Origin of the sequence: Amycolatopsis vancoresmycina (assembly GCF_000716785.1) — a bacterium.
Taxonomy (GTDB): Bacteria; Actinomycetota; Actinomycetes; order Mycobacteriales; family Pseudonocardiaceae; genus Amycolatopsis; species Amycolatopsis vancoresmycina.
This window is the reverse complement of sequence record NZ_JNYY01000017.1, coordinates 141,098-161,880: the sequence shown is the minus strand read 5'-3', so window position 1 is coordinate 161,880 and position 20,783 is coordinate 141,098. Positions and strand designations below refer to the sequence as shown.

Annotated in this window: 19 protein-coding genes; 10 read left to right on the top strand and 9 right to left on the bottom strand. The window is 73.9% G+C overall.

Features of this window, described 5'->3' with window-relative positions:
- Positions 1–136 precede the first annotated feature (136 nt).
- The 5 genes from OO60_RS34210 to OO60_RS34190 all read left to right on the top strand — a co-directional run bounded on the left by OO60_RS34210 (position 137) and on the right by OO60_RS34190 (position 6,963).
- Positions 137–595 (top strand): hypothetical protein, encoded by a 459-nt coding sequence (locus tag OO60_RS34210; protein WP_003083537.1) that lies wholly within the window; start codon positions 137–139, stop codon positions 593–595.
- Positions 596–665: 70 nt separating this feature from the next.
- Complete coding sequence (locus OO60_RS34205) at positions 666–3,407, top strand: helix-turn-helix transcriptional regulator (RefSeq protein ID WP_033262895.1); 2,742 nt, start codon at positions 666–668, stop codon at positions 3,405–3,407.
- Positions 3,408–3,578: 171 nt separating this feature from the next.
- Positions 3,579–4,754, top strand: a complete 1,176-nt coding sequence (locus OO60_RS34200; RefSeq protein ID WP_205624116.1) for an FAD-dependent monooxygenase — start codon at positions 3,579–3,581, stop codon at positions 4,752–4,754.
- A gap of 125 nt (positions 4,755–4,879) precedes the next feature.
- Positions 4,880–6,199, top strand: coding sequence for a GH25 family lysozyme (locus OO60_RS34195; RefSeq protein WP_240490633.1), 1,320 nt, complete (start codon positions 4,880–4,882; stop codon positions 6,197–6,199).
- A gap of 23 nt (positions 6,200–6,222) precedes the next feature.
- Positions 6,223–6,963, top strand: coding sequence for a D-Ala-D-Ala carboxypeptidase family metallohydrolase (locus OO60_RS34190; protein ID WP_003068007.1), 741 nt, complete (start codon positions 6,223–6,225; stop codon positions 6,961–6,963).
- A gap of 51 nt (positions 6,964–7,014) precedes the next feature.
- On the opposite strand, the gene OO60_RS34185 is transcribed toward OO60_RS34190, so the two are convergent.
- The 4 genes from OO60_RS34185 to OO60_RS34170 all read right to left on the bottom strand — a co-directional run bounded on the left by OO60_RS34185 (position 7,015) and on the right by OO60_RS34170 (position 14,034).
- Positions 7,015–7,992 carry a helix-turn-helix domain-containing protein gene (locus OO60_RS34185; RefSeq protein WP_003068004.1) on the bottom strand — a complete coding sequence of 326 codons (978 nt, stop codon included), beginning with the start codon at positions 7,990–7,992 and terminating at the stop codon, positions 7,015–7,017.
- Positions 7,993–8,268: 276 nt separating this feature from the next.
- Positions 8,269–10,362, bottom strand: a complete 2,094-nt coding sequence (locus tag OO60_RS34180; RefSeq protein ID WP_003067998.1) for a tetratricopeptide repeat protein — start codon at positions 10,360–10,362, stop codon at positions 8,269–8,271.
- A gap of 46 nt (positions 10,363–10,408) precedes the next feature.
- Positions 10,409–12,556, bottom strand: a complete 2,148-nt coding sequence (locus OO60_RS34175; RefSeq protein ID WP_033262894.1) for an NACHT domain-containing protein — start codon at positions 12,554–12,556, stop codon at positions 10,409–10,411.
- Positions 12,557–12,600: 44 nt separating this feature from the next.
- The gene (locus tag OO60_RS34170) at positions 12,601–14,034 is read right to left on the bottom strand and encodes an NsdA family TPR-like regulatory protein (protein WP_051767849.1); all 1,434 of its coding nucleotides are present in this window, start codon (positions 14,032–14,034) and stop codon (positions 12,601–12,603) included.
- A 182-nt stretch (positions 14,035–14,216) separates the two neighbouring features.
- On the opposite strand from OO60_RS34170, the gene OO60_RS46710 reads away from it, so the two are divergent.
- Both OO60_RS46710 and OO60_RS34165 read left to right on the top strand, forming a co-directional pair.
- The gene (locus OO60_RS46710) at positions 14,217–14,363 is read left to right on the top strand and encodes a hypothetical protein (protein ID WP_156081343.1); all 147 of its coding nucleotides are present in this window, start codon (positions 14,217–14,219) and stop codon (positions 14,361–14,363) included.
- Positions 14,360–14,644: a hypothetical protein gene (locus OO60_RS34165; protein ID WP_033262893.1), complete on the top strand. Its 285-nt coding sequence runs from the start codon at positions 14,360–14,362 to the stop codon at positions 14,642–14,644. The genes OO60_RS46710 and OO60_RS34165 overlap by 4 nt, the downstream gene beginning before the upstream one ends.
- A gap of 13 nt (positions 14,645–14,657) precedes the next feature.
- On the opposite strand, the gene OO60_RS34160 is transcribed toward OO60_RS34165, so the two are convergent.
- The 4 genes from OO60_RS34160 to OO60_RS34145 all read right to left on the bottom strand — a co-directional run bounded on the left by OO60_RS34160 (position 14,658) and on the right by OO60_RS34145 (position 17,465).
- On the bottom strand, positions 14,658–14,897 hold the full coding sequence (locus tag OO60_RS34160; RefSeq protein WP_033262892.1) for a hypothetical protein: 240 nt from the start codon (positions 14,895–14,897) through the stop codon (positions 14,658–14,660).
- Between the two features lie 87 nt (positions 14,898–14,984).
- The gene (locus OO60_RS34155) at positions 14,985–15,968 is read right to left on the bottom strand and encodes an alpha/beta hydrolase (protein ID WP_033262891.1); all 984 of its coding nucleotides are present in this window, start codon (positions 15,966–15,968) and stop codon (positions 14,985–14,987) included.
- 16 nt (positions 15,969–15,984) lie between these two features.
- The gene (locus OO60_RS34150) at positions 15,985–17,070 is read right to left on the bottom strand and encodes a DUF1648 domain-containing protein (protein ID WP_003070905.1); all 1,086 of its coding nucleotides are present in this window, start codon (positions 17,068–17,070) and stop codon (positions 15,985–15,987) included.
- Positions 17,067–17,465, bottom strand: a complete 399-nt coding sequence (locus tag OO60_RS34145; RefSeq protein WP_003070902.1) for a GntR family transcriptional regulator — start codon at positions 17,463–17,465, stop codon at positions 17,067–17,069. Before OO60_RS34145 ends, OO60_RS34150 begins: the two co-directional genes overlap by 4 nt.
- A 105-nt stretch (positions 17,466–17,570) precedes the next feature.
- Between OO60_RS34145 and OO60_RS34140 the strand changes: the two genes are divergently transcribed.
- Entirely contained in the window at positions 17,571–18,386 is an 816-nt protein-coding gene (locus tag OO60_RS34140) for a hypothetical protein (protein ID WP_003070900.1), read from the top strand.
- Positions 18,387–18,475: 89 nt separating this feature from the next.
- On the opposite strand, the gene OO60_RS34135 is transcribed toward OO60_RS34140, so the two are convergent.
- Entirely contained in the window at positions 18,476–18,898 is a 423-nt protein-coding gene (locus OO60_RS34135) for a DUF6069 family protein (RefSeq protein ID WP_033262889.1), read from the bottom strand.
- A gap of 64 nt (positions 18,899–18,962) precedes the next feature.
- Between OO60_RS34135 and OO60_RS34130 the strand changes: the two genes are divergently transcribed.
- Together OO60_RS34130 and OO60_RS34125 are read left to right on the top strand one after the other, a co-directional pair.
- Complete coding sequence (locus OO60_RS34130) at positions 18,963–19,454, top strand: MarR family winged helix-turn-helix transcriptional regulator (protein ID WP_033262888.1); 492 nt, start codon at positions 18,963–18,965, stop codon at positions 19,452–19,454.
- A gap of 111 nt (positions 19,455–19,565) precedes the next feature.
- A complete protein-coding gene (locus OO60_RS34125) occupies positions 19,566–20,735 on the top strand; it encodes a PucR family transcriptional regulator (RefSeq protein ID WP_003070894.1) in 1,170 nt (389 codons plus the stop codon).
- Positions 20,736–20,783 lie beyond the last annotated feature (48 nt).

Sequence of the window (20,783 nt, the reverse complement as noted above, 5' to 3'; positions counted from 1 at the left end):
CGCGACGCCGCGGCCGCCCACGGCGAACACGAAAAGGAAACCGGGCAGTACGACGAACAATGGCCCGCCTGGTACGCCCAGTACATGACCGACCACCAGCACGCCTGAACCCCCGCACCAGCCAGGAGCACGAGAGATGTCCACGATCCACCTGCGCCAGCAGACCACCGCCTCACCCGAGCAGTTCCTCGCCGGGCTGACCGACTTCGGCCCGGAGCGCGCCAAGCTCTTCGGCCGCAGCGCGAACGAGTACCTGAAGGTGCACGAGCAGGGACCCGGCCACGCCGACGTCACCGAAGGCTCGGGCGGCATCTGGGAACGCCTGCGCTACGACTGGTCCGATCCGGCCAGGGTCGTCATGACGACCACCGACTCCAACACGTGGGGCGGAGCGTCCGGGCACACCTACACCTTCACCCGGCAGGCGGACGGGTCGACCCAGGTCGACGCCGTGGTGGTCCGGGAGGGCAAGAACCTCAAGGGCCGGCTGCTCGGCGGCCTGCTCGGGCTCGTGGGCAAGCGCGTCCTCGGCGGGGAGCTGGCCAAGACCGCCAGAGCCATCGAGGCGCGCAACGCGGCAGACCGCGACGCCTGATCGGCCGGGCCCGCGCTGCGCTACTGTTCGGCTCGGCCCGCCGTCGCGGGCCGGGCCGTGGGAGGTGTGCATGCCGGGGCGTGGACCTGCGCTGATCGGCAGGCACGGCGAGTGCGCCGCGCTCGATCGGCTCCTGGACGGCGCCCGGTCGGAGCGGGGCCAGGTGCTCGTCCTGCGCGGCGAGGCCGGGATCGGCAAGACCGCGCTGCTGACGTACGCCGGCGCGCAGGCGCGGGACTTCCGCGTCGCGCGCGCCGCCGGCGTAGAAGCCGAGCAGGTGATGGCCTACGCGGGGCTGCACCAGCTGTGCGCGCCGTTCCTCGACCGGCTCGACCGCCTGCCCGGGCCCCAGCGCGAAGCGCTCGGCACGGCCTTCGGGCGCACCGCCGGCGCCCGGCCGACCCGCTTCCTGGTCGGGCTGGCGGTGCTGACCCTGCTCGCCGACGTCGCCGAGGACCAGCCGCTGCTCTGCCTGGTCGACGACGCGCAGTGGCTCGACCGGATGTCCGCGGTGGTCCTCGCCTTCGTCGCCCGCCGGCTCCTCGCGGAGCGGATCGCGGTGGTCTTCGCGGTGCGCGACGGCGGCCACGAGCCCGACCTGGCCGGGTTGCCCGAGCTCCCGGTCGGCGGCCTGGGGGAGGCCGAGTCGGCGGCGCTGCTGGCCTCGGTGCTCAAGGGCCCGCTGGACGGCCGCGTCCGCGACCGGATTATCGCCGAAACCCACGGCAACCCCCTCGCCCTGCTGGAACTGCCCCGCGCGTGGACGGCGGCCGACGCCCTCGGCTCGCCCGTGCCCCTCGCCGGGCGCATCGAACAGTGCTTCGTCCAGCAGCTGGAGCCGCTGCCCGCCGACACCCGGCGACTGCTGCTCATCGCCGCCGCCGAGCCGCTCGGCGACGCCACGCTGCTCTGGGCCGCGGCCGGCCGGCTCGGCCTCGGCGCCGACCCCGCCACCGCGGCCGAGGCGACCGGGCTGATCGAGTTCGGCCGCCGGGTCCGGTTCCGCCACCCGCTGGTGCGGTCGGCCGTCTACCGGGCGGCGCCGGCCGGTGACCGGCAGGACGTGCACCGGGCCCTGGCGGACGTCACCGACCCGGACCGGGACCCCGACCGCCGGGCCTGGCACCGCGCGCAGGCGACCGTCTCGCCGGACGAGGACGTCGCCGCCGACCTGGAACGCTCGGCGGGCCGGGCGCAGGCCCGCGGCGGCCTGGTCGCCGCGGCCGCGTTCCTCGAGCAGGCGGCGCTGCTGACCCCCGAGCCGGCCCGGCGCGCGGACCGCGAACTCGCGGCGGCGGCGGTCAAGCGCGACGCCGGCGCGCTCGACGAAGCACTCGGCCTCCTCGACGCGGCGGCGGCCGGACCGCCCGACGCCGGGCGCGCCGCCGAAGCCGACCGGCTGCGCGGGCAGATCGCGTTCGACCGGCGACGCGGTGGCGACGCGGCCCGCCTGCTGCTGCGGGCGGCCGGACAGCTCACCCCGCTCGACGCGAACCGGGCGCGGGAGACGTACCTGGAAGCGCTGGCGGCGGCGCTGTGGGCCGACGCCGGCGCGCTCGCCGCGGCGGCCGAAGCGGCCCGGGCCGCACCCCCGGCGCCGGTACCGCCCCGCGCGGCCGACCTCGTCCTGGACGCCCTGGTCACCCGGCTCACCGGCGGTTACCGGGCCGCGGCGCCGCTGCTGTCCCGGGCACTGGCGGCGGTGCGGGCACTGGACGTCACCGCCGAGGACACCGGGCGGGTGCGGTGGCTGCTGGGCAACCGGGCGGGCGGCATGATCGCCATGGAGGCCGCGGACTTCGACGCGGCGCGGGCGTTCGCGGCGCGTCAGGTCCAGCTCGCCCGCGACGCCGGTGCACTGGTGCAACTGCAGTTCGCGCTCAACTTCCGCGGCGTCAACGAGCTGTTCGCGGGCGAGCTCACCGCGGCGGCGGCCGCGGCCGAAGAGGACCGCGTGCTCGCCGACGTGACCGGCACCGCGCCAGTCGGCTACGCGGCGATGCTGCTCGAGGCGTTCCGCGGCGAGGCGGCGTTCGAGGACACCGCGCGCGAAGCGTCGGCGCACGGACGGCTCCGCCTGGCGACCTTCGCCGACTACGGACGGGCGGTGCTGTACAACGGCCTCGGCCGCCACGACGCCGCGCTGGCCGCGGCCCGCCGCCTCTTCGACCTCGACGTGGTGGGGTTCCAGGGCCTCGCCACCGCCGAACTGGCCGAGGCGGCGTCACGCACCGGGGACGAGGTCCTGCTGAAGGCCGCGGCAGCGCGGTCGTCGGAGCGCGCCGGCGCGGCCGGAACCGCGGAGGCGAAGGGACTGGACGCCCGCGTGAACGCGTTGTGCGGCAACGATCCCGACGACCGCTACCGCGAGTCGATCGGGTGGTTCGAGCGGACGACGCTCCGGGTGGACCTCGCCCGCAGCCACCTGCTGTACGGCGAATGGCTGCGCCGCGAGGGCCGCCGCACGGACGCCCGCGCGCACCTGCACACGGCCCACGAGCAGCTGTCCACCATGGGCCTGGCGGCGTTCGCCGACCGCGCCCGCCGCGAGCTGCAGGCGACGGGCGAGACGGCGCGCAAACGCACGGCGGAGCCGGCCGGCGAGCTGACGGCCCAGGAGTTCCAGATCGCCCGCCTGGCCGCGGAGGGCTACTCGAACCCCGAGATCGGCACCCGGCTGTACCTGAGCCCGCGCACGGTCGAATGGCACCTGCGGAAGATCTTCCCGAAGCTGGGGATCAGTTCACGCCGCCAGTTGCGCGACACCGCCCTTGCGGAGGCGGCAGCGGGAGAACCGCACGTGGTCCGGTGACCGGACGTTCGTTCGCGCCCGTTCAGGCGAGGGCCGGTGCGGCGGGCCCACCGCGGCGCCGGTCGCCCGGTCCCACAGCCGCGCGGTGTGGTCGCGGCTCGCGGTGATCAGGGTGGCCGGTCCGGCGAACGCGATACGCTCCCGGCCGTGAACCGGGAGCAGGGGGGCGCAGTGAGCAGGGTCAGGGTTCTGGTGGCGGGAGCGAGCATCGCGGGGCCGGCGCTGGCCCACTGGCTGCACCGGCGCGGCGCCGAGGTCACCGTTGTCGAGCGGGCGCCCGGGCTGCGGCCCGGCGGGCAGGCGGTGGACGCGCGCGGGGTGACCAGGGAGGTCATCCGGCGGATGGGGCTGGACGCGGCCGTGCGGGCGGCCCGCACCGAAACCGCCGGCGCGCACACCGTGGCCGCCGACGGCACCGTCCTGGAGACCTTCCGCGCGGAAGACGACGGCGGCGACGGCTACATCTCGGAGATCGAAATCCTGCGCGGCGACCTGTCCCAGGTCCTGTACGACGACACCCGGGACGGCGTCGAGTACGTCTTCGGCGACCGGATCGCCGAGCTGGTCCAGGACGCGGACGGCGTCGACGTCGCCTTCGCGGGCGGCGACCGGCGGCGGTTCGACCTCGTGGTCGGGGCGGACGGGCTGCACTCGGCGCTGCGGGCGATGGTCTTCGGGCCGCACGAGCGGTTCGTCCGCCACCTCGGGCACGTGATGGCGTTCTACAGCGTGCCCAACGAGTTCGGCCTCGACCGCTGGCTGGTCGAGCACCAGGAGCCCGGGCGCTCCGCCATGCTGCGGCCCATCGGGGACGCCACCCGGGCGATGGCCATGTTCTCCTTCACCGCGCCCGATTTCGACGTCGACCACCGCGACGTCGAGGGGCAGAAACGGCTGCTGCGCGAGCAGGTCGCCGGCCTGGGCTGGCGGACCCCGGAGATCCTCGCGCACCTGGACGGCACCCCGGACTTCTACCTCGACCAGGTCGCCCAGGTGGTGCTGGACCGCTGGTCGAGCGGCCGGGTGGCGCTGCTCGGCGACGCCGCGTTCAGCTCGTCGCCGCTGTCCGGGCAGGGCACGGGGCTGGCTCTCGTCGGCGCTTACCTGCTGGCGGGGGAGCTGGCCGCGGCCGGGTGGGATCCGGCGGCCGGGTTCGCGGGCTACGAGACGCGGATGCGGTCGTTCGTCGAGGCCAACCAGGAAATCGGCCGGCTGCACGCGCACATCCGTGACGGCGGGGAACCGGACGGCGAGGGGCTGACCGAGCTGATCGATCGCGCGCTCAACGGTGTCGAGCTGCCCGATTACGCCGGGGTCCCGGACTCCCGCGCCGCGGTCCAGGGGTAGCCCGCGTCCCGGCGGCGTCCCACGGGACCGGCGTTTCCGCTGGTCCACGGGGTGGGATCGTCCCGGCGTCCCGAATCCGGCGCCGACCGGCGACCGGCGGGCCCGCCGCTGCCAGCCTTCACCGCATGCAGAGACTCGCTCTGGCCGTCGCGGTGCTGCTGGTGGTTCCCGCCGCCGCAGCGACCGCGGTCGCGGCCGAACCCGGTGCGGTGTGCGGGCACACCAGTGCCCAGCCCACCCTGAAACAAGGGGCGACCGGTGCCTCGGTCACCGAAGCGCAGTGTGAACTGAACCTGGCGACGAAGGCGAGCCGGTACTCGCCCATCGGCGCCGACGGCACCTTCGGCCCCGCGACCGACGCCCGCGTGCGCGTGTTCCAGAAGTGCGCCGCGCTGAGCGTGGACGGCGAGATCGGCCCGAACACCTGGGCCGCGCTGAACTCGTGGGCCGCGCGGCCGCGCAAGTGCGCCACCGCCGGCACGGCGGGCACCGCGCAGAGCGTCGTGTGCGGCCTGTCCACCGCCCGCCCCACCCTGCAAAGCGGGTCCAGCGGCACGGACGTCAAGGAACTCCAGTGCCGGCTCAACCTCGCCATGGAACCCGGCCACTACCCGCCGCTGACGATCGACGGCCAGTTCGGGGACGGCACCCGCACCCGCGTGATCCAGTTCCAGCACTGCGTCAACGCCAGTGCCGACGGCGTCGCCGGGCCCACCACCTGGGCGAAGGTCGCCGACTGGTCGAGCCGCAACACCTACTGCACGCCGCCGAAGCCCGCCGGGCACCCGATCGACGGCGTCGACACGGCCAAGTACCAGCACCCCGGCGGCGCGGCCATCGACTGGGGCGCGGTGAAGGCGTCCGGCGTCGAGTTCGCGACCGTCAAGGCGACCCGCGGCCTCAACGTCACCGACGAGTACCTGGCCACCGACCTGCCCGCCGCGCGCAACGCCGGCCTGGCCGCCGGGCCGTACCACTTCTACACGGGCACGGCGGCGAACACCGGCGGCGCGCAGGCGGACCGGTTCATCGCCGCCGTGAAGGCCACCGGGTACACCGGCAAGCGCGCCGGTGACCTGCCCCCCGTGTTCGACCTGGAGTGGAAGGACGACGGCTCCGGCGGCTGCCCGCCGTACGTCACCGTCGCCGACGCCAAGGCCTGGCTGGACAAGGTCCAGGCGGCGTTCGGGCGGACGCCGATCATCTACACCCAGAAGTCGTTCCTGGACGCCTGCCTCGGGGGCACCACGGCGCTGTCCGGCTATCCGATGCAGCTCGCCGACTACCGGCAGTCCGTCACGCAGCCGGCGCTGCCCGCCGGGGCGCGGACCTGGCTGATGTGGCAGTACACCGACGCGGCCATCCCCGACGGCATCCCCGCGCCCGCCACCGGCGACGTCTTCAACGGCACCCAGGCCGATCTCGACCAGCTCGCCAACCGGTGAATCCCCGCAAGGAAAGGACGAGAATGACCCACTCCATGAGCCGCCGCACGGCGCTGCGCGGCGCGGTGGTGCTCGGCGCGGCCGCGGCGGTCAGCCCGCTGCTGCTGACCGGTACCGCCCAGGCGTATTCGTGGTCCCGCACCCTCGTGCAGGGCAACACGGGCGCCGACGTCACCGAACTGCAGATCCGCGTCGCGGGCTGGGCGGCCGACCACGCCAGCCAGAGCCGCGTCTCGATCGACGGCGAGTTCGGGCCCGGCACCGCGGCGGCGGTCCGCCGGTTCCAGGCGGCCTACGGCCTCGGCGTGGACGCCCAGGCCGGCCCGGCCACCCAGGCCGCGCTCAACGCGCTGGAGCAGAGCGACGGCTCCACCGTGCACTTCAACTTCAGCGAGTTCACCGACCGGGACAGCGGCACCTTCAACGGCGGCAAGGTCAACGCGGCCACCGCCAAGGAGAACGCCCGGCGCTGCATGTACAAGCTGGAGGCCCTGCGCAAGAAGCTCGGGAACAAGGCGATCACGGTCAACTCCGGGTTCCGCAGCATCGCGCACAACGCGGAGATCGGCGGCGCCAGCGACAGCATGCACCTGTACGGCACCGCGGCCGACCTGAACGTGCCGGGCGTGGCCAACAAGACCGTCTACCAGAAGGCCGAAACCTGCGGGTTCTCCGGGCTGGAGACCTACAACACCGACCACCAGCACGTGGACAGCCGGGCCGACCTCGGCCGCTCGTGGTGGTGGGAGAACGGCACGGTCTGAGCCGGCGGCCGGGCGCCGGGGAACCTGGGGGTTCCCGGCGCCCGGCCGTGGTCAGTGCTGCGGGTCCGCCAGCGCCGCCGCGCAGGCCGGCCAGTCGTGGAAGTCGTGGTGCGCGCGCCACAGCCGGTGCGCCGCCTCGATGTTCCAGACCGGGTCGAACGCCTGCCGGGGCGTGCCGCCCAGCTCCAGCAGGCGGCCGTCGGAAATCTGGAACACGCCCCAGTTGCGGCTGCCGTTCGTGTTCGGCAGCACCCACAGCGGATCGAGGAACGACGCGCAGCGGGCGATCGCGACCGCGGTGTCCGGCGTCTCGGTGAACACCGCGCGGATCCGCTGCTCCACCATCGGCGGCGACCAGCCCGCCATGCTGGTCCGGTGGTCGTAGAGGGCGTTCTTGGTGGCCTCGTCGACCACGCCGCGGGCGGGCAGGCCGGCCAGCACCTGGAACGCGGTGACCCGGCGCAGCGTCTCCGGGCCGAAGGAGCCGTCGACCGCCAGCCGCCCGTGCGCGGCGACCAGCAGGTTCTGCACCTCGGTGACGCACTCGTCGTGCTGGCCCATGCTCACCGGCGGCTGGCAGGCGGCGGAGAACAGCACCCGGTCGGCGTACCGCCCGGGCGGCGACCCCGACCCGTCGGCGGTGACCCAGAACAGGCCACCGGCCAGCAGGACGACGATCGCGATGGCCACCGGTACCGACCAGCGCCGCAACCGCGACGACTCGGCGCGCCCGGCGGCCTCGGCGGGCTCGACCTGCTCGACGTCGTCCGGCGCGGCCTCGTCGTCCCGGCCGGCGTCGGCCAGCGCCCACAGCTGGTGCAGCTCGCGCAGCTCGTCCGCGGACGCGCCGCAGACCTTCGCGAACGAGTGCACCACGCGGTAGTCGGCGGGCACGCTCTTGCCGGAGCAGTACCGGTGCAGGCTGGAGCCGCTGACGCCGGCCTGGCGGCCGAGCCGTTCGAAACCCTGCCCGCTGCGGTCCTTCAGCATGCGCAGGTGGGCGGCGAACTTGTCCATGTGCGGTGTCACGGTGACAGGAACACCTCGCTCGGGCCGCGGATGACGGACGGAAGTTAACACCGCCGGGCGGCAAGCCGGGCGGAAACCGACGGATTGCGCCACCCGGGCGATCGCACTCGGCCGGCGGGCTCCCTTCGCGGCAGACGAGGCCGAAGCGTTTTCCGGGCGGTGGGAGAAGGCGTGGAACGGGTCTCGACGGCGCTCGCCCTGCCGGACCAGCGCGCCGGCACGGCTTGGAGCGCCTGGATCCTCGGGCTCGCCGACCCGGGCGGCGACCGGTGAACGTCACCACTGTGCGAAGGCGTGCCCCGCGGTCCGGGTGTACGGGTGGTCCGGGCCCAGGACCCGGCTCATCACGGTGAGCAGCGCGCCCAGCTCCGCCTTCGGGTCGCCGAGGCGCCCGGCCGCGCGCGACCAGGCGATGCGGTGGTACCCGGCGAGCAGCGTGTAGGGGTGCTCCGGGCCCAGCGCCCGGCTCAGGTCGGCGACCAGCCCGGTGAACTCCGCGGCCGCGTTCGGTGCGTCACCGGCTTCGCCGCGCCAGCGGGCGAGATCGCCGCGGGCCAGCAACGTGTTGGGGTCGTCCGGGCCGAACACGCGGGCCGTCTCCGGCAGGAGCGCTTCGAGGGTGGCGACGGCCCCGGCCGGGTCGCCCGCCTCGCTGCGCCAGCGGGCCAGGATGCGGTGCGTGGTCAGGGTGTGGGGGTGCGCCGGGCCGAACACCCGGGTCAGATCGGCCAGCACCGCTTCCAGTTCCGCGACCGCGCCGGCCGCGTCGCCCGCGTCGCCGCGCCAGCGGGCCCGGTTGCTGCGCGCCAGCAGCGTGTCGGGGTGGTCGGCACCGCGTTCGCCGAGCAGGTGCCGGTAGACGCGGTCGAAGGCGGCGACCGCGCCGGCGGCGTCGCCCCGGCCGCCCCGCCAGCGAGCGACGTGGCGGAGCACGGCGATCGTGGCCGGGTGGCCGTCCCCGAGCGCCGCGGTGGCCGTGGCCAGGAGATCTTCGAAGTACGCGGCCGCCTCCGCGGCCAGCCCGCTGTACCCGAGACTGCGGCCGACCTGGACCAGGACCGGGTACGCGTCGGTGGTGATCAGCTCGCCGGCGGCGTTGGCGTGCAGGGCCAGGCCGTTGGCGCGCAGGGTCTGCTCGAACGGGGTGCCGCCTTTCGGCGCCGGCCAGCTGTCCAGGAGCGCACGGGCGGCGGCGACGGCGACGGACGTGCGGTGCGACGCCGGCATCCGTTCCCGGACGACGCGTTGCACCAGAGCGTGCATCCGCAGGACGTCGGCGTCGACGGTGGCCAGGCTCAGCCGGTGCAGCGTGTGCAGCGCACTGCGCACCGATTCGGCGTCGACGTCGTGGCCGGTCACCCCGGCCAGGTGCGCGAGCGCGGGCGGCGCGGTCAGGACGGCGACCGGGATGCCGTTGGCGTCCAGCAGGGCGGCGAGCTCCATCAGCGGGCGGGCCAGGCCGGCCGGGCGGGCCTGGTCGGCGCGTTCGACGGACAGCGACCACGCCGCCGGCAGCGGCCCGCGGTGGTCGTCGGGCAGCGCGTCCGGTTCCGGCAGCAGGTCCGCCAGCGCCCGCCGCCGGTCGGCCAGGCGGGTGCGGTAGGCGGCGCACGTCAGGCCCTCGTCCAGCAGGTAGGCGGTCGCCTGGGCCAGCGCGAGCGGCAGGTGGCCGAGGTCGGCGGCGAGCGCGGCGGCGCCGTCGGCCAGGTCCGGCCGCTCCGCGAGTTTTTCGGTCAGGTAAGCCATCGACTCGGTCGGCGTGAAGAGTTCGACGCCCACCAGCCGCCGCCGGCGGCCGCCGAGCGCGGCGTCCCGGCGTCGGGTGGTGACGACGAACTGCCCGGTCCCGGTGGCCGGCGGCCACAGGTCGCGCAGGTCGGCGACGGTGGCCACGTCGTCGAGGACCACCAGCCAGCGGACCGTGGTCCCGGCCAGCCAGGCGAGCAGCCGGCTGGCGTCCTGCCCGGCGTCGTCACTGCGCTGCCCGGTCAGGCCGGCGGCGGCCGCGTAGCCGGACTGGATCGCACCACGGGATTCGGCCGTGATCCAGATCAGCAGGTCGAGTTCGCCCGCCGCCCACCGGCGTTCGGCGTGCTCGGCGGCGAGCTGCGTCTTGCCGACCCCGCCGAGCCCGGACAGCACGAACCCCCGCTCGTCCGGGCTCGCCTCGCCGAGCACGGCCCGGCGCTGGTAGCAGTGCGCCAGCGGCGGCACGACACCGAACCGGCGCGGCCACCCCGGGTCCGGCGCGTGCTGGTGGATGACCACGGTTTCCGGGCCGGAGCGCACCGTGAGACTGCCGATGTCCCGTGCCTGCACGACGTTGCCGTCGACGGACCCGCCGATCGCGTTGTGGGCCTGGTCGGACACTCGCCTCTCCCGATCGGACGGCTCCGGGACCCGCCACGGTACGCGATCAGCCGGGTGCGGTGCCCGCCAGCCGGTCCTGGAGGGTGGCGTGGCGGAACTGGTAGTCGGAGCCGACGGTGCGGAGGAGCTGGCGGTCCCGGGCGTCGTCGAGGAAGCGGGCCAGGCGTAGCGGGGTTTTGCCGGTCAGGAAGAAGTAGAGCTGGGCCAGGGCGGTGATGCAGCCGGTCGAGCAGACGGCGCCGAGCGCGATCCCCAGGTTCACGCCGAGCGTGAGCATCACCACCGCGAATTCCCTTACCGCTGGAAGATCGTTCCAGTTCTCCACGATATTCGTGATTTCCGCTGATCCGCATGAAACCGCCGAAGTCAGCAGTCCGGCGCTGACTCCGGTAGTCATTCCGGTGATCAAGCTCTGGCGAAGCTGGTACCGCGGATCGATCGTTCTCAACGGCTCGCGGGTCAACAGCTTGTCCTCCAGGGAAGACATGAGCATGAACATGCAGAGAAGGAGTGCACTGAGCAATATGGTGGCCATTACCCCGACTGTCAGGTCACTGTCGTAGATGGCGAAGAAAAGGCCACCGAGAGGGCCGATGATCACGCTGAGCAGAATACTGCTGACCGTGTTCGACTTCCAGTTGACCTGGCCCCCGCCGTAGAGATTCAGCTGACGCGGTTTCCCGCGCGTCTTGCTGTGGGTCGCTGCGCCGACGGCAAATCCCACTGCCGCGAAAACGGCCGTCGCGACGGGCGCGCTGATGGCCAGGTTCCGGGCCAGGATCAGGCTGATTTCGAGGAGGGCGAGCGTTCCGGCGGCGGCGGTCGCGACCGCGCCGGCCAGCCCGCCGAGCAGAATGCGGGCCACGACCGGTGTCCAGTGCGAGATGCTCCACCACGTGAGGTCGCGCGTGTTTCCGGCGCTGAGCTTGGCCGCGAGGAACTCCAGGGTCCGGCGGGCGGTCTCCTCCGGGTACCGCGACCGGGCCCGGCCGGGTTGCGGTTCGTACGCCGCGGCCACCGCCTGGTCCAGGAGGTGCTCGGCGATGGACTCGGACGTCGGGAACTTGTTCCGGTCGAGCAGGTCGTCGACGCCGGGTGCGGACGAGTCGTCGGTGGTTCTGCGGTAGACGTCGCGGACCAGCGAGATCGACAGCGGGTTGTCGAGTGCCCGCGCGGCCACGGAATCGGTGCCGGACGCGAGCGTGGCGAGGAACTTCTCCCACGGCGCCGGCGGCGGGTCGACCAGGCAGCGCCTCAGGTATCCGGTGACGTCACCGGGTTTCAGCTGGGCGAGTTCGAGGGCCACGGCGCCGGTGAAGATCCCGCTCCTCGCCGCGACGACCAGTTCCGAGGTCCGGGTCAGCAGGACGATCCGGAAGGTCGCCTGCCTGCTGAGGGCCTGCAGGACCACCGGCCGGTCGTCCTCCGGGATTTCGTCGAGGCCGTCCAGGAACACCGCGATGCGGCCGGAATCGAGCAGGGCAGCCGCGGACCGGCGGCGGTGCCGTCCGCTGAAGGCCGGGACGTCGACGAGTTTGCCGGCCAGCCAGTCCCGCACCGACGTCTGTTCGGGATCCCAGCCCTGCAACGTCGTCAGGAACGGGACCGGCACCGCACGACGTTGCTCCGGGCCGACCTGGTCGCGGTAGCTGAGCGCGTCCAGCAGCAGCAGGATCGCCGCCGAGCTCTTCCCCGTTCCCGGGGTGCCGGCGATGATTAGCCGGCCGGACGCCAGCCCGCCGTACACGCGGTGCAGCGTCCGGTGCGTGCCCGAACGCAGCTTGGCGGGCGTCGTGCGGCTCAGGCCCGGCAGCGGCGGGAAGGAGCCCCGGGCGGTGGCCGAAGCCGGCGGTCCCGCCACCGGCTGGCTGCTCAGGTGCCAGCGGATCGGCAAGGGTTCGGGTTGGAGCAAGCCGCGTTCCATCGCGGCGGTGGTCCACTGGCGCCGGACGACGGCGGCGAGGGTGTCGGCGAGGGCGTCGGCGTCGACCGCGGCGCGCCCGGACCGGACCTTGGCGCCGAAGACCTGCCAGACCGTCAGCACCACCCCGAAGGCCGCCAGCACGAACTGCCCGTACCCGCTCGCGTTGCTGCGTTCGCCGGGTTCGAGCAGCGTCACCTGCAGGGTCCACCAGCCCAGCCCGGCCACCAGCAGGACGATCCCGGTGGCCACGAGCAGCCCGTTGCGCGTCATGCCGGGAGAGTCGGATTTCGGCGCCCGGTTGCAACGCCCGGCGGTCAGGGACCGGACAGGGCCGGGTGCGCGCGGATCCGTTCGGCGAGTTCGCGGGCTTCGCGGGAGTTCCGGTAGGGCGCCGTGTCCAGCGTCGTGCAGATGTCGGACAGGCGGGTGGCCAGGTGGGCGACGCCGGCCGTGGCGGACGTGCTGATCACCGGGTCGAGGGCGACGTCGGCGGCGTCGAGTTCGCGCACGGCCAGGTAGCCGTCGGTCATCTCCAGGCGGGTGGACGCCTCGCCGCCGTAGCGGCGGTTGCGCTCGGCGTCCGTCGCGTACAGGCGCAGGGCGCGCTCGGCCGCTTCGATGGCCAGCACCGGCTTGCCCACCTGCACCCAGGCGCCGGCGTTGCAGAAGGACTGCCGTGCCTCGTCGAAGCCGAATTCGCCGCCGACGAGGTCGTGCAGTTCGTCGGGCTCGGTGGCCTGCTCGCGGGCGCGGTGGCCCATGCTGATCACGGTCCGGGTCTCGCGGGCGTCGCCGAGGGAGGCCCAGGCCCGGCTTTCGATGTTGCACAGGCGCACGAAGCCGGTGCCGTGCCGCAGGTGCTCGCGGCCGGCCCTGGCCAGGTGCGCCGCCTCCCGCGGGTTGCCCGACCAGAACGCGATGAGCGCCTGCGTGCCGCGCAGCCACGCCTTGAGCCCGTTGTGGCCGATGATTTCCGCGTAGACCCAGGCGGCCCGCGACTGTTCGGCGGCGGCGCCGTAACAGCCGAGCTCCAGGCTGGCGCTCGCCAGCAGCCCGCACAGCTGGCCGGCGAGCAGGTGGAGGTGCGACTGCTGGGCCGGGTGGGCGCGCCGCTGCAGCAGCTGGAAGACGCGGTCGCGCACGCGGACGAGCTCGCCGAAGATCTCGGCGGGCTGGGTCAGGATGGAGCTGCGCGCGAGCTGCACGACGTCGTGGTCCAGCTGTTCGAGCGTGATCGCGCCGACCTCGGTGACTTCGGCGAGTTCGGCGTGCGCCCCGGACGCGTGGGCGGCGGCGCGGACCGCGGCGGCGTCGAGTCGCCCGGGTACCGGGGGAGCGGCGGGCTCCGCGGCCGGCGGGAGCTGGTCGAGCACGAGGCGCTCGGGCTCGGGCAGCAGCGGCAGTTCGTCCTCGCCCAGCAGGGCACGGGGCTCGGTGCCGTAGACCCGGGCGAGCAGGGTGAGGACGTGGAGCGTGGGGCGGATGCCACGCTGCGGCCACGCCTCGTACTCGCTGATCCGTTTGCCGGTCATCGGGGCACGCGGGTCGCCGAGCAGGTCGTTGCAGCGGGCCGCGACCGCCGTCTGGGACAGGCCGTGGGTGTACCGCCAGGCCTGGCGCGGGTTGAACTGCCAGCGGCCGGCCATCTCCGCGGCGATCCGCGCCGGGCTCGACCCGCCGGCGAGCAGCTGGTGCCGGAGCCGTTCCCGCTCCGGTTTGCTCCCGGGCTTCGCCGCGCTGGTACCCATGGCGGACCACCGTAGCGCATCACGGCTTTCCGTGGCAGCACCGCGGATCACGCGGAAAATCCGGGGAAAACTCCCGTCCGGCGGGAATCCGCGCGCCCGGCCCGGTCCGGCAGGCTGGTCCGCCGCATCGAGCCACGTGGAGGATCCGTGTCACGTCGTCGCGACACCGCCGGTACGGCCGCATGACCGTACGCTGGACGGAGAACGCGCGCAGCGGCCGCACCCCGCCCGACCCGGGACGGCCGGTCGAGGCCGCGCCCGCCCGCGCGGCCGCCCCGCCCGCCTCCGCGAAGGCCCGGCGAGCCCCGGACGAGCGGGAGCGCGGGTGAGGACGGCCGAGGAGGGCCTGCGCGCGCTGATCGCCCGCGGCTTCCGGTTCCAGCACATCGCCGACGCCCGCGGGGAGCTGACGATCATCGTCGGCACCTACGGGTGGCCCGGCTTCTGCGACCGCATCGAGATCCACGGCGAACTCGAGGCATCGGCGGCCCGCACCGGGAGCGGGCCGGCCGAGCGGGCGGTGTGGCGGCGGCGCGGGGACACGGTGTCGGTGATCGCCGCCCTGCTCGCGCTGCCGGCGCCGTCTACTGTGGACGGACCGGCGGCCTGACGACGGCCCGAAGTCAGCGAAGGTGGTTCTTCCGCCGGTGCCAGACCAGACCCGCGACCGCCACCAGCAGCACCGCGGGCAGCCCGGTGACGAGCCACCCTTCCACCGGCGCCGCCGGGACGACGTCGACGTGCGTCACGGAACCGGCCAGTGTCACGGCGGTGTGCGTCAGGTTCTGCGCCGGCGGGCCGCCGCCGCACCCGTTCTGTTCGTGCTGGTGCGCCACCACCGCGTATTCGATGGCTGTCGGCATTCCTCAGCCCTCCTCGGATTCTCGCGAACCGAGACCAGTGTGACGCTGCCGCGCGGAGAACTCCAGACCCGCCGGAGTTCTGGACGTTCACCGCGTCGACCAGGGCCTCGCCCACTGGTGCAGCGCCGCGAGGAAAGCCGGTGCCAGTGGCTGTCCTTCGACCGGGCTGCCGGCCGGGTGCAGGAGGTGGTCGACGCCGTCCAGGGTGGCGAGGCGCTCGCCGCGCAGCGCCTTCAGCAACGGCGGCAAGGTGTCGCAGGGGATGTTGGGGTCGGCGGTCCCGCACGTCACGAGCACCCGCGTCCCGCGAGGCACCTTCCGGGCCACGTCGGGCGGGTAGATCGCGTCGTCGCTGCGGAGGAAGGCCTCCTGCGCCGCGAGCGTGCGGAACAACCCGGCGACCGACGGCAGCATCCCGTCCGTGGCGACCGGCTCGCCGGCGCGGAAGGCGGCGATCCAGGCGCTGATCAGGTTCTTCTGGGCCACGGCCTGCTCCGGCGGCAGGGCGGCGTCGAGCTGGGCGCCGACCTGGGCGGCGATCAGGTCGAGGATCCGCTGGTCCTGCGGCGCGACCAGGGCCAGCCCGGCCGGCCGCGGCCACACCGAAGTGCCGACGAGCAGCGCGTTCATGCCGCCCTCGCTGTGGCCGACGACCAGCATGGCAGCCGGGTTCGCTTCCGGCTGGGCGCGCAGAGTCGCGTACGCGGCTCTGGCCTGGCTGATGAAGACGCCGTAGCCGGCACCGGCGGGCGGCGGCGTGTGCGCTGTCCCGCTGCCGTACTTGTCGAACCGGAACGTCATGACGCCGTCCTGGCCCAGTGCATCGGCCAGCAGCGCCAGGGTGTCCGGCCGGAGCGTGGGCAGCTGGTTGCCGTTGCGGTCGGTCGGCCCGCTGCCGGGCAGCAGCAGCGCGGCCGCGAGCCGGGCGCCGGGGCGGTGCGCCGGCACGTGCAGGGTGCCGTGGGCGGCGACGCCGTCGGACTGGAACGTGATTTCCCGGTCGGTGGCCGGAAGGCCGCCGGCGGGTGCGACGGTCGCGGCGACCAGCGCCGCGGCCAGCAGGGTGTGCATGGGAGTTCCCCCTTGGTCAGCGGATGATGAAGGGCAGGAAGAGGCCGAGCAGGACGACCGCGGCGGTCAGGCCGAGGCAGGTGACGAGGGCGACGGGGTTGCCGATGTTGACGGTCCAGCCGACGCCGAACCGCCGCGCCACGAACCACGACGGGTCGTCGGCGTTGCGGTAGAGCACGCCGCCGATCCAGTTGCCGTCGTCGTCGCGGTGGGACAGGCCGGTGTGCTCGCCGGATCCGCCGTCGCGGTCGCGCCGGGCCACGACGACCACGAGCAGCGCCACGCCGACGGCGACCGGCCCGATCGTCAGCGGCAGCAGGAGACCGGCGTCCGGCCGGGCGGCCCAGGTCGCCCACGCGGCGGCGAACAGCCCGAGGTCGATCAGCGTGGCCAGGCCGACGAGCGCCGTGCCGAGCCGGGACACGAACTTGCGGTGCGCCCGGGCGGACGCCGAGGGCCGCGCCGGGTCGACGTCGGCCGGCCCGCGGAACGCCAGCACGCCGGAGACGCAGAGGATCACCGTCAGCGCGGCCTGGACGAACACGATCCCGAAGGCGCTGCCCACGGACTTCGCCGCGAACCGGTCCGCGGTGCCGCCGGAGAAGTGCACCGGCAGCCGGTCCGGCAGGTCCGGGTACCGGAGCACGCCGACGACCACCGTCGCGGCCACCACGAGCACCGGGAGCAGCAGCCAAGCCCACGGGAAGCGCGGCGGGTCGTTGCGCAGCGACGTGTCCACGGCGACGCCCTGGCGGACGCCGGCGTACCAGTCCTGGTCGCGCTTGGCGGCCGTGATCACCCGGTTGGCCCGCAAGTAGAGCAGGTACCAGACGACCAGCATCGCCAGCATGGCCGCGGGCAGCACGGCGATGCCCGCCGCGAGGATCAGCCCGGTGCCGGCCGCCGCGAGGACGCCGGCGGTGGCCAGCACCCCGGTGCGGAACCGGGTCGTTTCCCGCCGCACCACCGGGTCTTCGATCCGGTCGTCCGGCACCCGCACGCCGAACCGCACGCTGCGGGCGGACAGCACCGGCGTCAGCCACGCCAGGTACCCCAGCAGCGCCACCAGCACCAGGTGCGCCACCACACCGGTCGTCGTCACGATTCCTCATCCCCTTGCTGTTCCCCGAAGTTCGCGAGCAGGGCGCGGCACGTCGCCAGCACCTCGTCCGCGGGCACACCCTTGGCGACGGCCTCCGCGAGCAGCGTGCGCGCCCGCGCCGACCAGCCGTCCGTGAACGCCGCGTCGGCGGCGGTGGGGCCGATCACGGCCCCGGTCTTGCGGTTCAGGTGCACAAAACCCTGCTGGCGCAACAGGTCGTACGCCTTGTTCACGGTGTGGAAGTTGATCCCGAAGTCCGCCGCGAGCTGCCGCGTGGACGGCAGCGACTCGCCTTCCCGCACCGTGCCCGCCGCGATGCCCTCGACGACGCGATCCCGCAGCTGCTGGTAGATCGGCACGTCGCTGGACAGGTCGAGGCTGATGATCACGCGCATCCCCTTGGTGAGCTGTTATAGTAGTTATAGAACAAAGCGACGCTGCGGGCAAGGGGGCCCGGTCGGGTTCTGGCGGCGGGGGAGCGCGTGCGGTAGAACCGGGAGGTGGCCGAGCGCGTCCGGCGTCCTGACCCGCACGTTTCCGTCGAGCGTGACGTGCTGGTGCGGTACCTCGACGCGTGGACGGCGACCGTGCTGCGCTCGCAGCGTGGCGGGACGTACGTCGAGTGCGGGGACTTCGCGGCCGACGCGTTCCGGGTCTTCGGCGAGTTCGCCGACCGGCTGGCCGGTCATCACCTGACGGCGGTGGTTGTCGGCCGCCCGGCGCCGGACGGGGCACCGGAGGGACTCGCGGTCCGGACGGCGGCCGGGCTCGGGGACGTCGAGGTGTCCGGGCCGATGCTGGCGCACCTGTCCGGTGCCTGGCCGTCGTCGCTGCTGCGGGGCAAGGCGCACGAGGTCCTGCTCGCGGCGGAGCCGGGCACGGACGACCGCGAGCGGCTGCGGGCGGCGGGCCTCGGCTGCGTGGTCGCGGTGGACCTGGTGGCCGAGACGGGGCAGGCGCGCACGCTGGTCTTCGCGACGGCCGACAGCCGGCACCTCGCGACGTTCAAGAACGAGTTGTGGGCGGTGGACGAGTTCGCGGGCATCCGCTACCGCGACCCGCGTGACGCGGAGGGCGCGCTGGTCGACATCTCGCTGACACCGCAGCTGCTGCCCCTGCGCCGGGCGCTGCTGGCGGAACTGGACCGGCGGGGCACGGGCACGGTCGCCGAGCTGCAGCGGTTCACGCTGCTCGAGACGATCTACCGCACCGAGGACGCGATCGGCGCGCTGACGGCCGCGGTGGCGGCCGGCCAGATCGCCCGGGAGCCTGGAAAGGGGCGGCTGGGCTCCCGCACGGTGCTGTCGGTGAGTTAGCCGCCGCTTCGGTTCGGTGCAAGTTGTCGTGAGTGGTAAGGCGGGTTCTAACCCGCCGTACCACTCACGACGGGGTTGGCGGAGGGCTACTAGTTGGTGGTCTGGACCGGCTGGGCGTCGTGTTCGGCGGGCTTGAGGGTCGGGCGCAGCGCCGTGACCAGCGCTGTGGTGACGACGAGGTGCATCAGCATCAGCCCGAAGACGTTGGCGGCGGTGGCGCCCGCGGTGAACAGCAGCAGGTCCGGGACCCAGGTCAGGACGAGGACCGCGGGGACGACCACGCGCAGCGCCTGCGGTGCGCGGCGGGCGAGCACGAACCAGCCGATCGTGCCCAGGAGGAGGCCGGCCGCCGTGGCGGGCAGGTAGGACGCGGGGGACAGGCCCATGCCGATTCCGCCGTCGTCGAGGGACAGTGCGCCGAGCGCGATGACCGTGTTCACCGCGGCGGCCGCCAGGAGCGCGAAGCCGAGGCGCAGAGCCGTGACCGCGGTGGGTTTGGGGGTGGTCGTCATCGCTCCTCCTTGGGTTGCGTGTTCAACCCAAACGGTAGGTTGGGTTGCGTGTTAAAGTCAAGCTGTGAGTGACGAGGAGTCCGTGCGCTGGCTCGGCGAAGACGAACGGCGGGCGTGGATCAACCTGGTGAAGGTCCTGCTCACGCTGCCGGGCGCGCTGGAAAGCCAGCTGCTGCGCGACGCCGACCTGACCCTGCTCGGCTACATGATCCTGGCCCGGCTGTCGGCGGTGCCGGCGGAAACCCTGCGGATGAGCGAGATCGCCGAGATGGCCAACGGGTCGCTGCCCCGGATCTCGCACGCCGTGGCGCGCCTGGAGGACCGGGGCTGGGTGACGCGGAAGGTCTGCACCGGCCAGGGCCGGCGGTTCACCACCGCGACGCTGACCGACGCCGGCCGCGCGCACCTGGCGGCGTCGGCGCCCGCGCACGTCGCGACCGTGCGCCGCCTGGTCCTCGACCCCCTGGGCGAAGACTTCGTGCAGCTCGGCGACGCGGTTGCGCGGATCGTCGAGAACCTGGGGCTGCCCACGGAGCTCCTCGACCCCCGCACGTAACACGGCGACACCGGCCGTCGATGGACGGGCCGGGGGCCGATGGTGCCGGGCCTCGGCCGGATCGAGCCGCTCTGATCACTCCGATCGCTCTGACGGGGAGGACGGATCGAGATGAGTGGCCTGCTCGACGAGCTGATGAAACGATCGGACGCCAACGCGCGCGCCGAGCTGGTCGCCTACGAACGCGAGCTCCCGGAATACCGGCTGCGGGCCGCGGATCCGCGTTCCCGCGCCGAAATGCTGGACTACGCGGTGTGGTTCCGCCGCCACACGGTCGAACTGGTCCGGGACGGCAGGCGGCTTTCCGACGAAGACCTGTCCTTCATCGGGGACATCGGCCGGAAACGGGCCGAAGAGGGGCTGTCCACCGGCGCGGCGCAACACGTCCTCGCCCTGCACGCCACCTTGATGCTGCGCGAAATCAACGACGTGGCCGAAGGCGACGACCTCGACGAGCTGCTGCGCCTCACGGCCTGGTTCGGCGAACAGGGCGCCCGCGGCAGCGGCCGCTACCTCGACGGGTACCTGGCCGTGCAGCGGCTGCGGCTTTCGGTGGGAAAGCGGTTGCACGACCTCGTCGACCTGCTGCTGGCCGGCGACCTCTCGGCACCCGGCCTCGCGCACGACCTCGGAATCTGCCTGCACGACCACTACTTCGCGGTGGTGCTGCGGTTCCCCGGCCGCCCGCCGGGCCGTGACGACGACCCCGGCGACCTCGTCGAGTCGGTGTTCAAGCTGCACACGGTACCGATCGCCTGGCGGCGGCCGGACGAGCTGCTCGTCCTGCTGCCCGTGTGCGCTTCACAGGAGACGCCGGGCGACGACGCACTGCCGGTGGTGCGCGACATCGCCGAGGCGGTGCAGGGAGCCTGCCGCGTCGGCGTCGCGGCCGGCCCGGCGGGGCGGCTGCCGGAGACCGTGTCGATGGCGCGCCGGATCGCGGAAGTCGCGCCGGTGCAACGGGTTCCGCAGGTGCTGCCCGGGATCGGGGACGTCTTCGTCGAGCTCGGCGTCGTGCGGGTGCCCGAGGTGGACCAGTGGCTGCGCGACGTGGCGCGGCGCCTGGCGAACGGCCCGGACCTGGTGGCGACGCTCGACGCGTACTACCGCAACGACATGAACCGGCTCCGCGCCGCCGTCGGCCTGCACGTCCACCCCCGCACCCTCGACTACCGCCTCCGCCGGGTGCGGGAGGTCACCGGGATCGACCCCGGGTCGGTGAAGGGCATCCGCATCCTCACCGCGGCCGTCGCCCGCCTGCAGGCCGGCGCGTACGCCTGATCGCGGAATCCCGGCTGCCGCCACTGATCTGCGCGGGCACGGCTTCCG

What these genes read in the sequence shown, in the direction of transcription:
- OO60_RS34195 (WP_240490633.1), top strand. Translation starts at nt 4,880, where the DNA reads ATGCAGAGACTCGCTCTGGCCGTCGCGGTGCTGCTGGTGGTTCCCGCC.
- OO60_RS34155 (WP_033262891.1), bottom strand. Translation starts at nt 15,968, where the DNA reads ATGCACACCCTGCTGGCCGCGGCGCTGGTCGCCGCGACCGTCGCACCC.
- OO60_RS34210 (WP_003083537.1), top strand. Translation starts at nt 137, where the DNA reads ATGTCCACGATCCACCTGCGCCAGCAGACCACCGCCTCACCCGAGCAG.
- OO60_RS34135 (WP_033262889.1), bottom strand. Translation starts at nt 18,898, where the DNA reads ATGACGACCACCCCCAAACCCACCGCGGTCACGGCTCTGCGCCTCGGC.
- OO60_RS46710 (WP_156081343.1), top strand. Translation starts at nt 14,217, where the DNA reads ATGACCGTACGCTGGACGGAGAACGCGCGCAGCGGCCGCACCCCGCCC.
- OO60_RS34205 (WP_033262895.1), top strand. Translation starts at nt 666, where the DNA reads ATGCCGGGGCGTGGACCTGCGCTGATCGGCAGGCACGGCGAGTGCGCC.
- OO60_RS34170 (WP_051767849.1), bottom strand. Translation starts at nt 14,034, where the DNA reads ATGGGTACCAGCGCGGCGAAGCCCGGGAGCAAACCGGAGCGGGAACGG.
- OO60_RS34190 (WP_003068007.1), top strand. Translation starts at nt 6,223, where the DNA reads ATGACCCACTCCATGAGCCGCCGCACGGCGCTGCGCGGCGCGGTGGTG.
- OO60_RS34145 (WP_003070902.1), bottom strand. Translation starts at nt 17,465, where the DNA reads ATGCGCGTGATCATCAGCCTCGACCTGTCCAGCGACGTGCCGATCTAC.
- OO60_RS34160 (WP_033262892.1), bottom strand. Translation starts at nt 14,897, where the DNA reads ATGCCGACAGCCATCGAATACGCGGTGGTGGCGCACCAGCACGAACAG.
- OO60_RS34175 (WP_033262894.1), bottom strand. Translation starts at nt 12,556, where the DNA reads ATGACGCGCAACGGGCTGCTCGTGGCCACCGGGATCGTCCTGCTGGTG.
- OO60_RS34125 (WP_003070894.1), top strand. Translation starts at nt 19,566, where the DNA reads ATGAGTGGCCTGCTCGACGAGCTGATGAAACGATCGGACGCCAACGCG.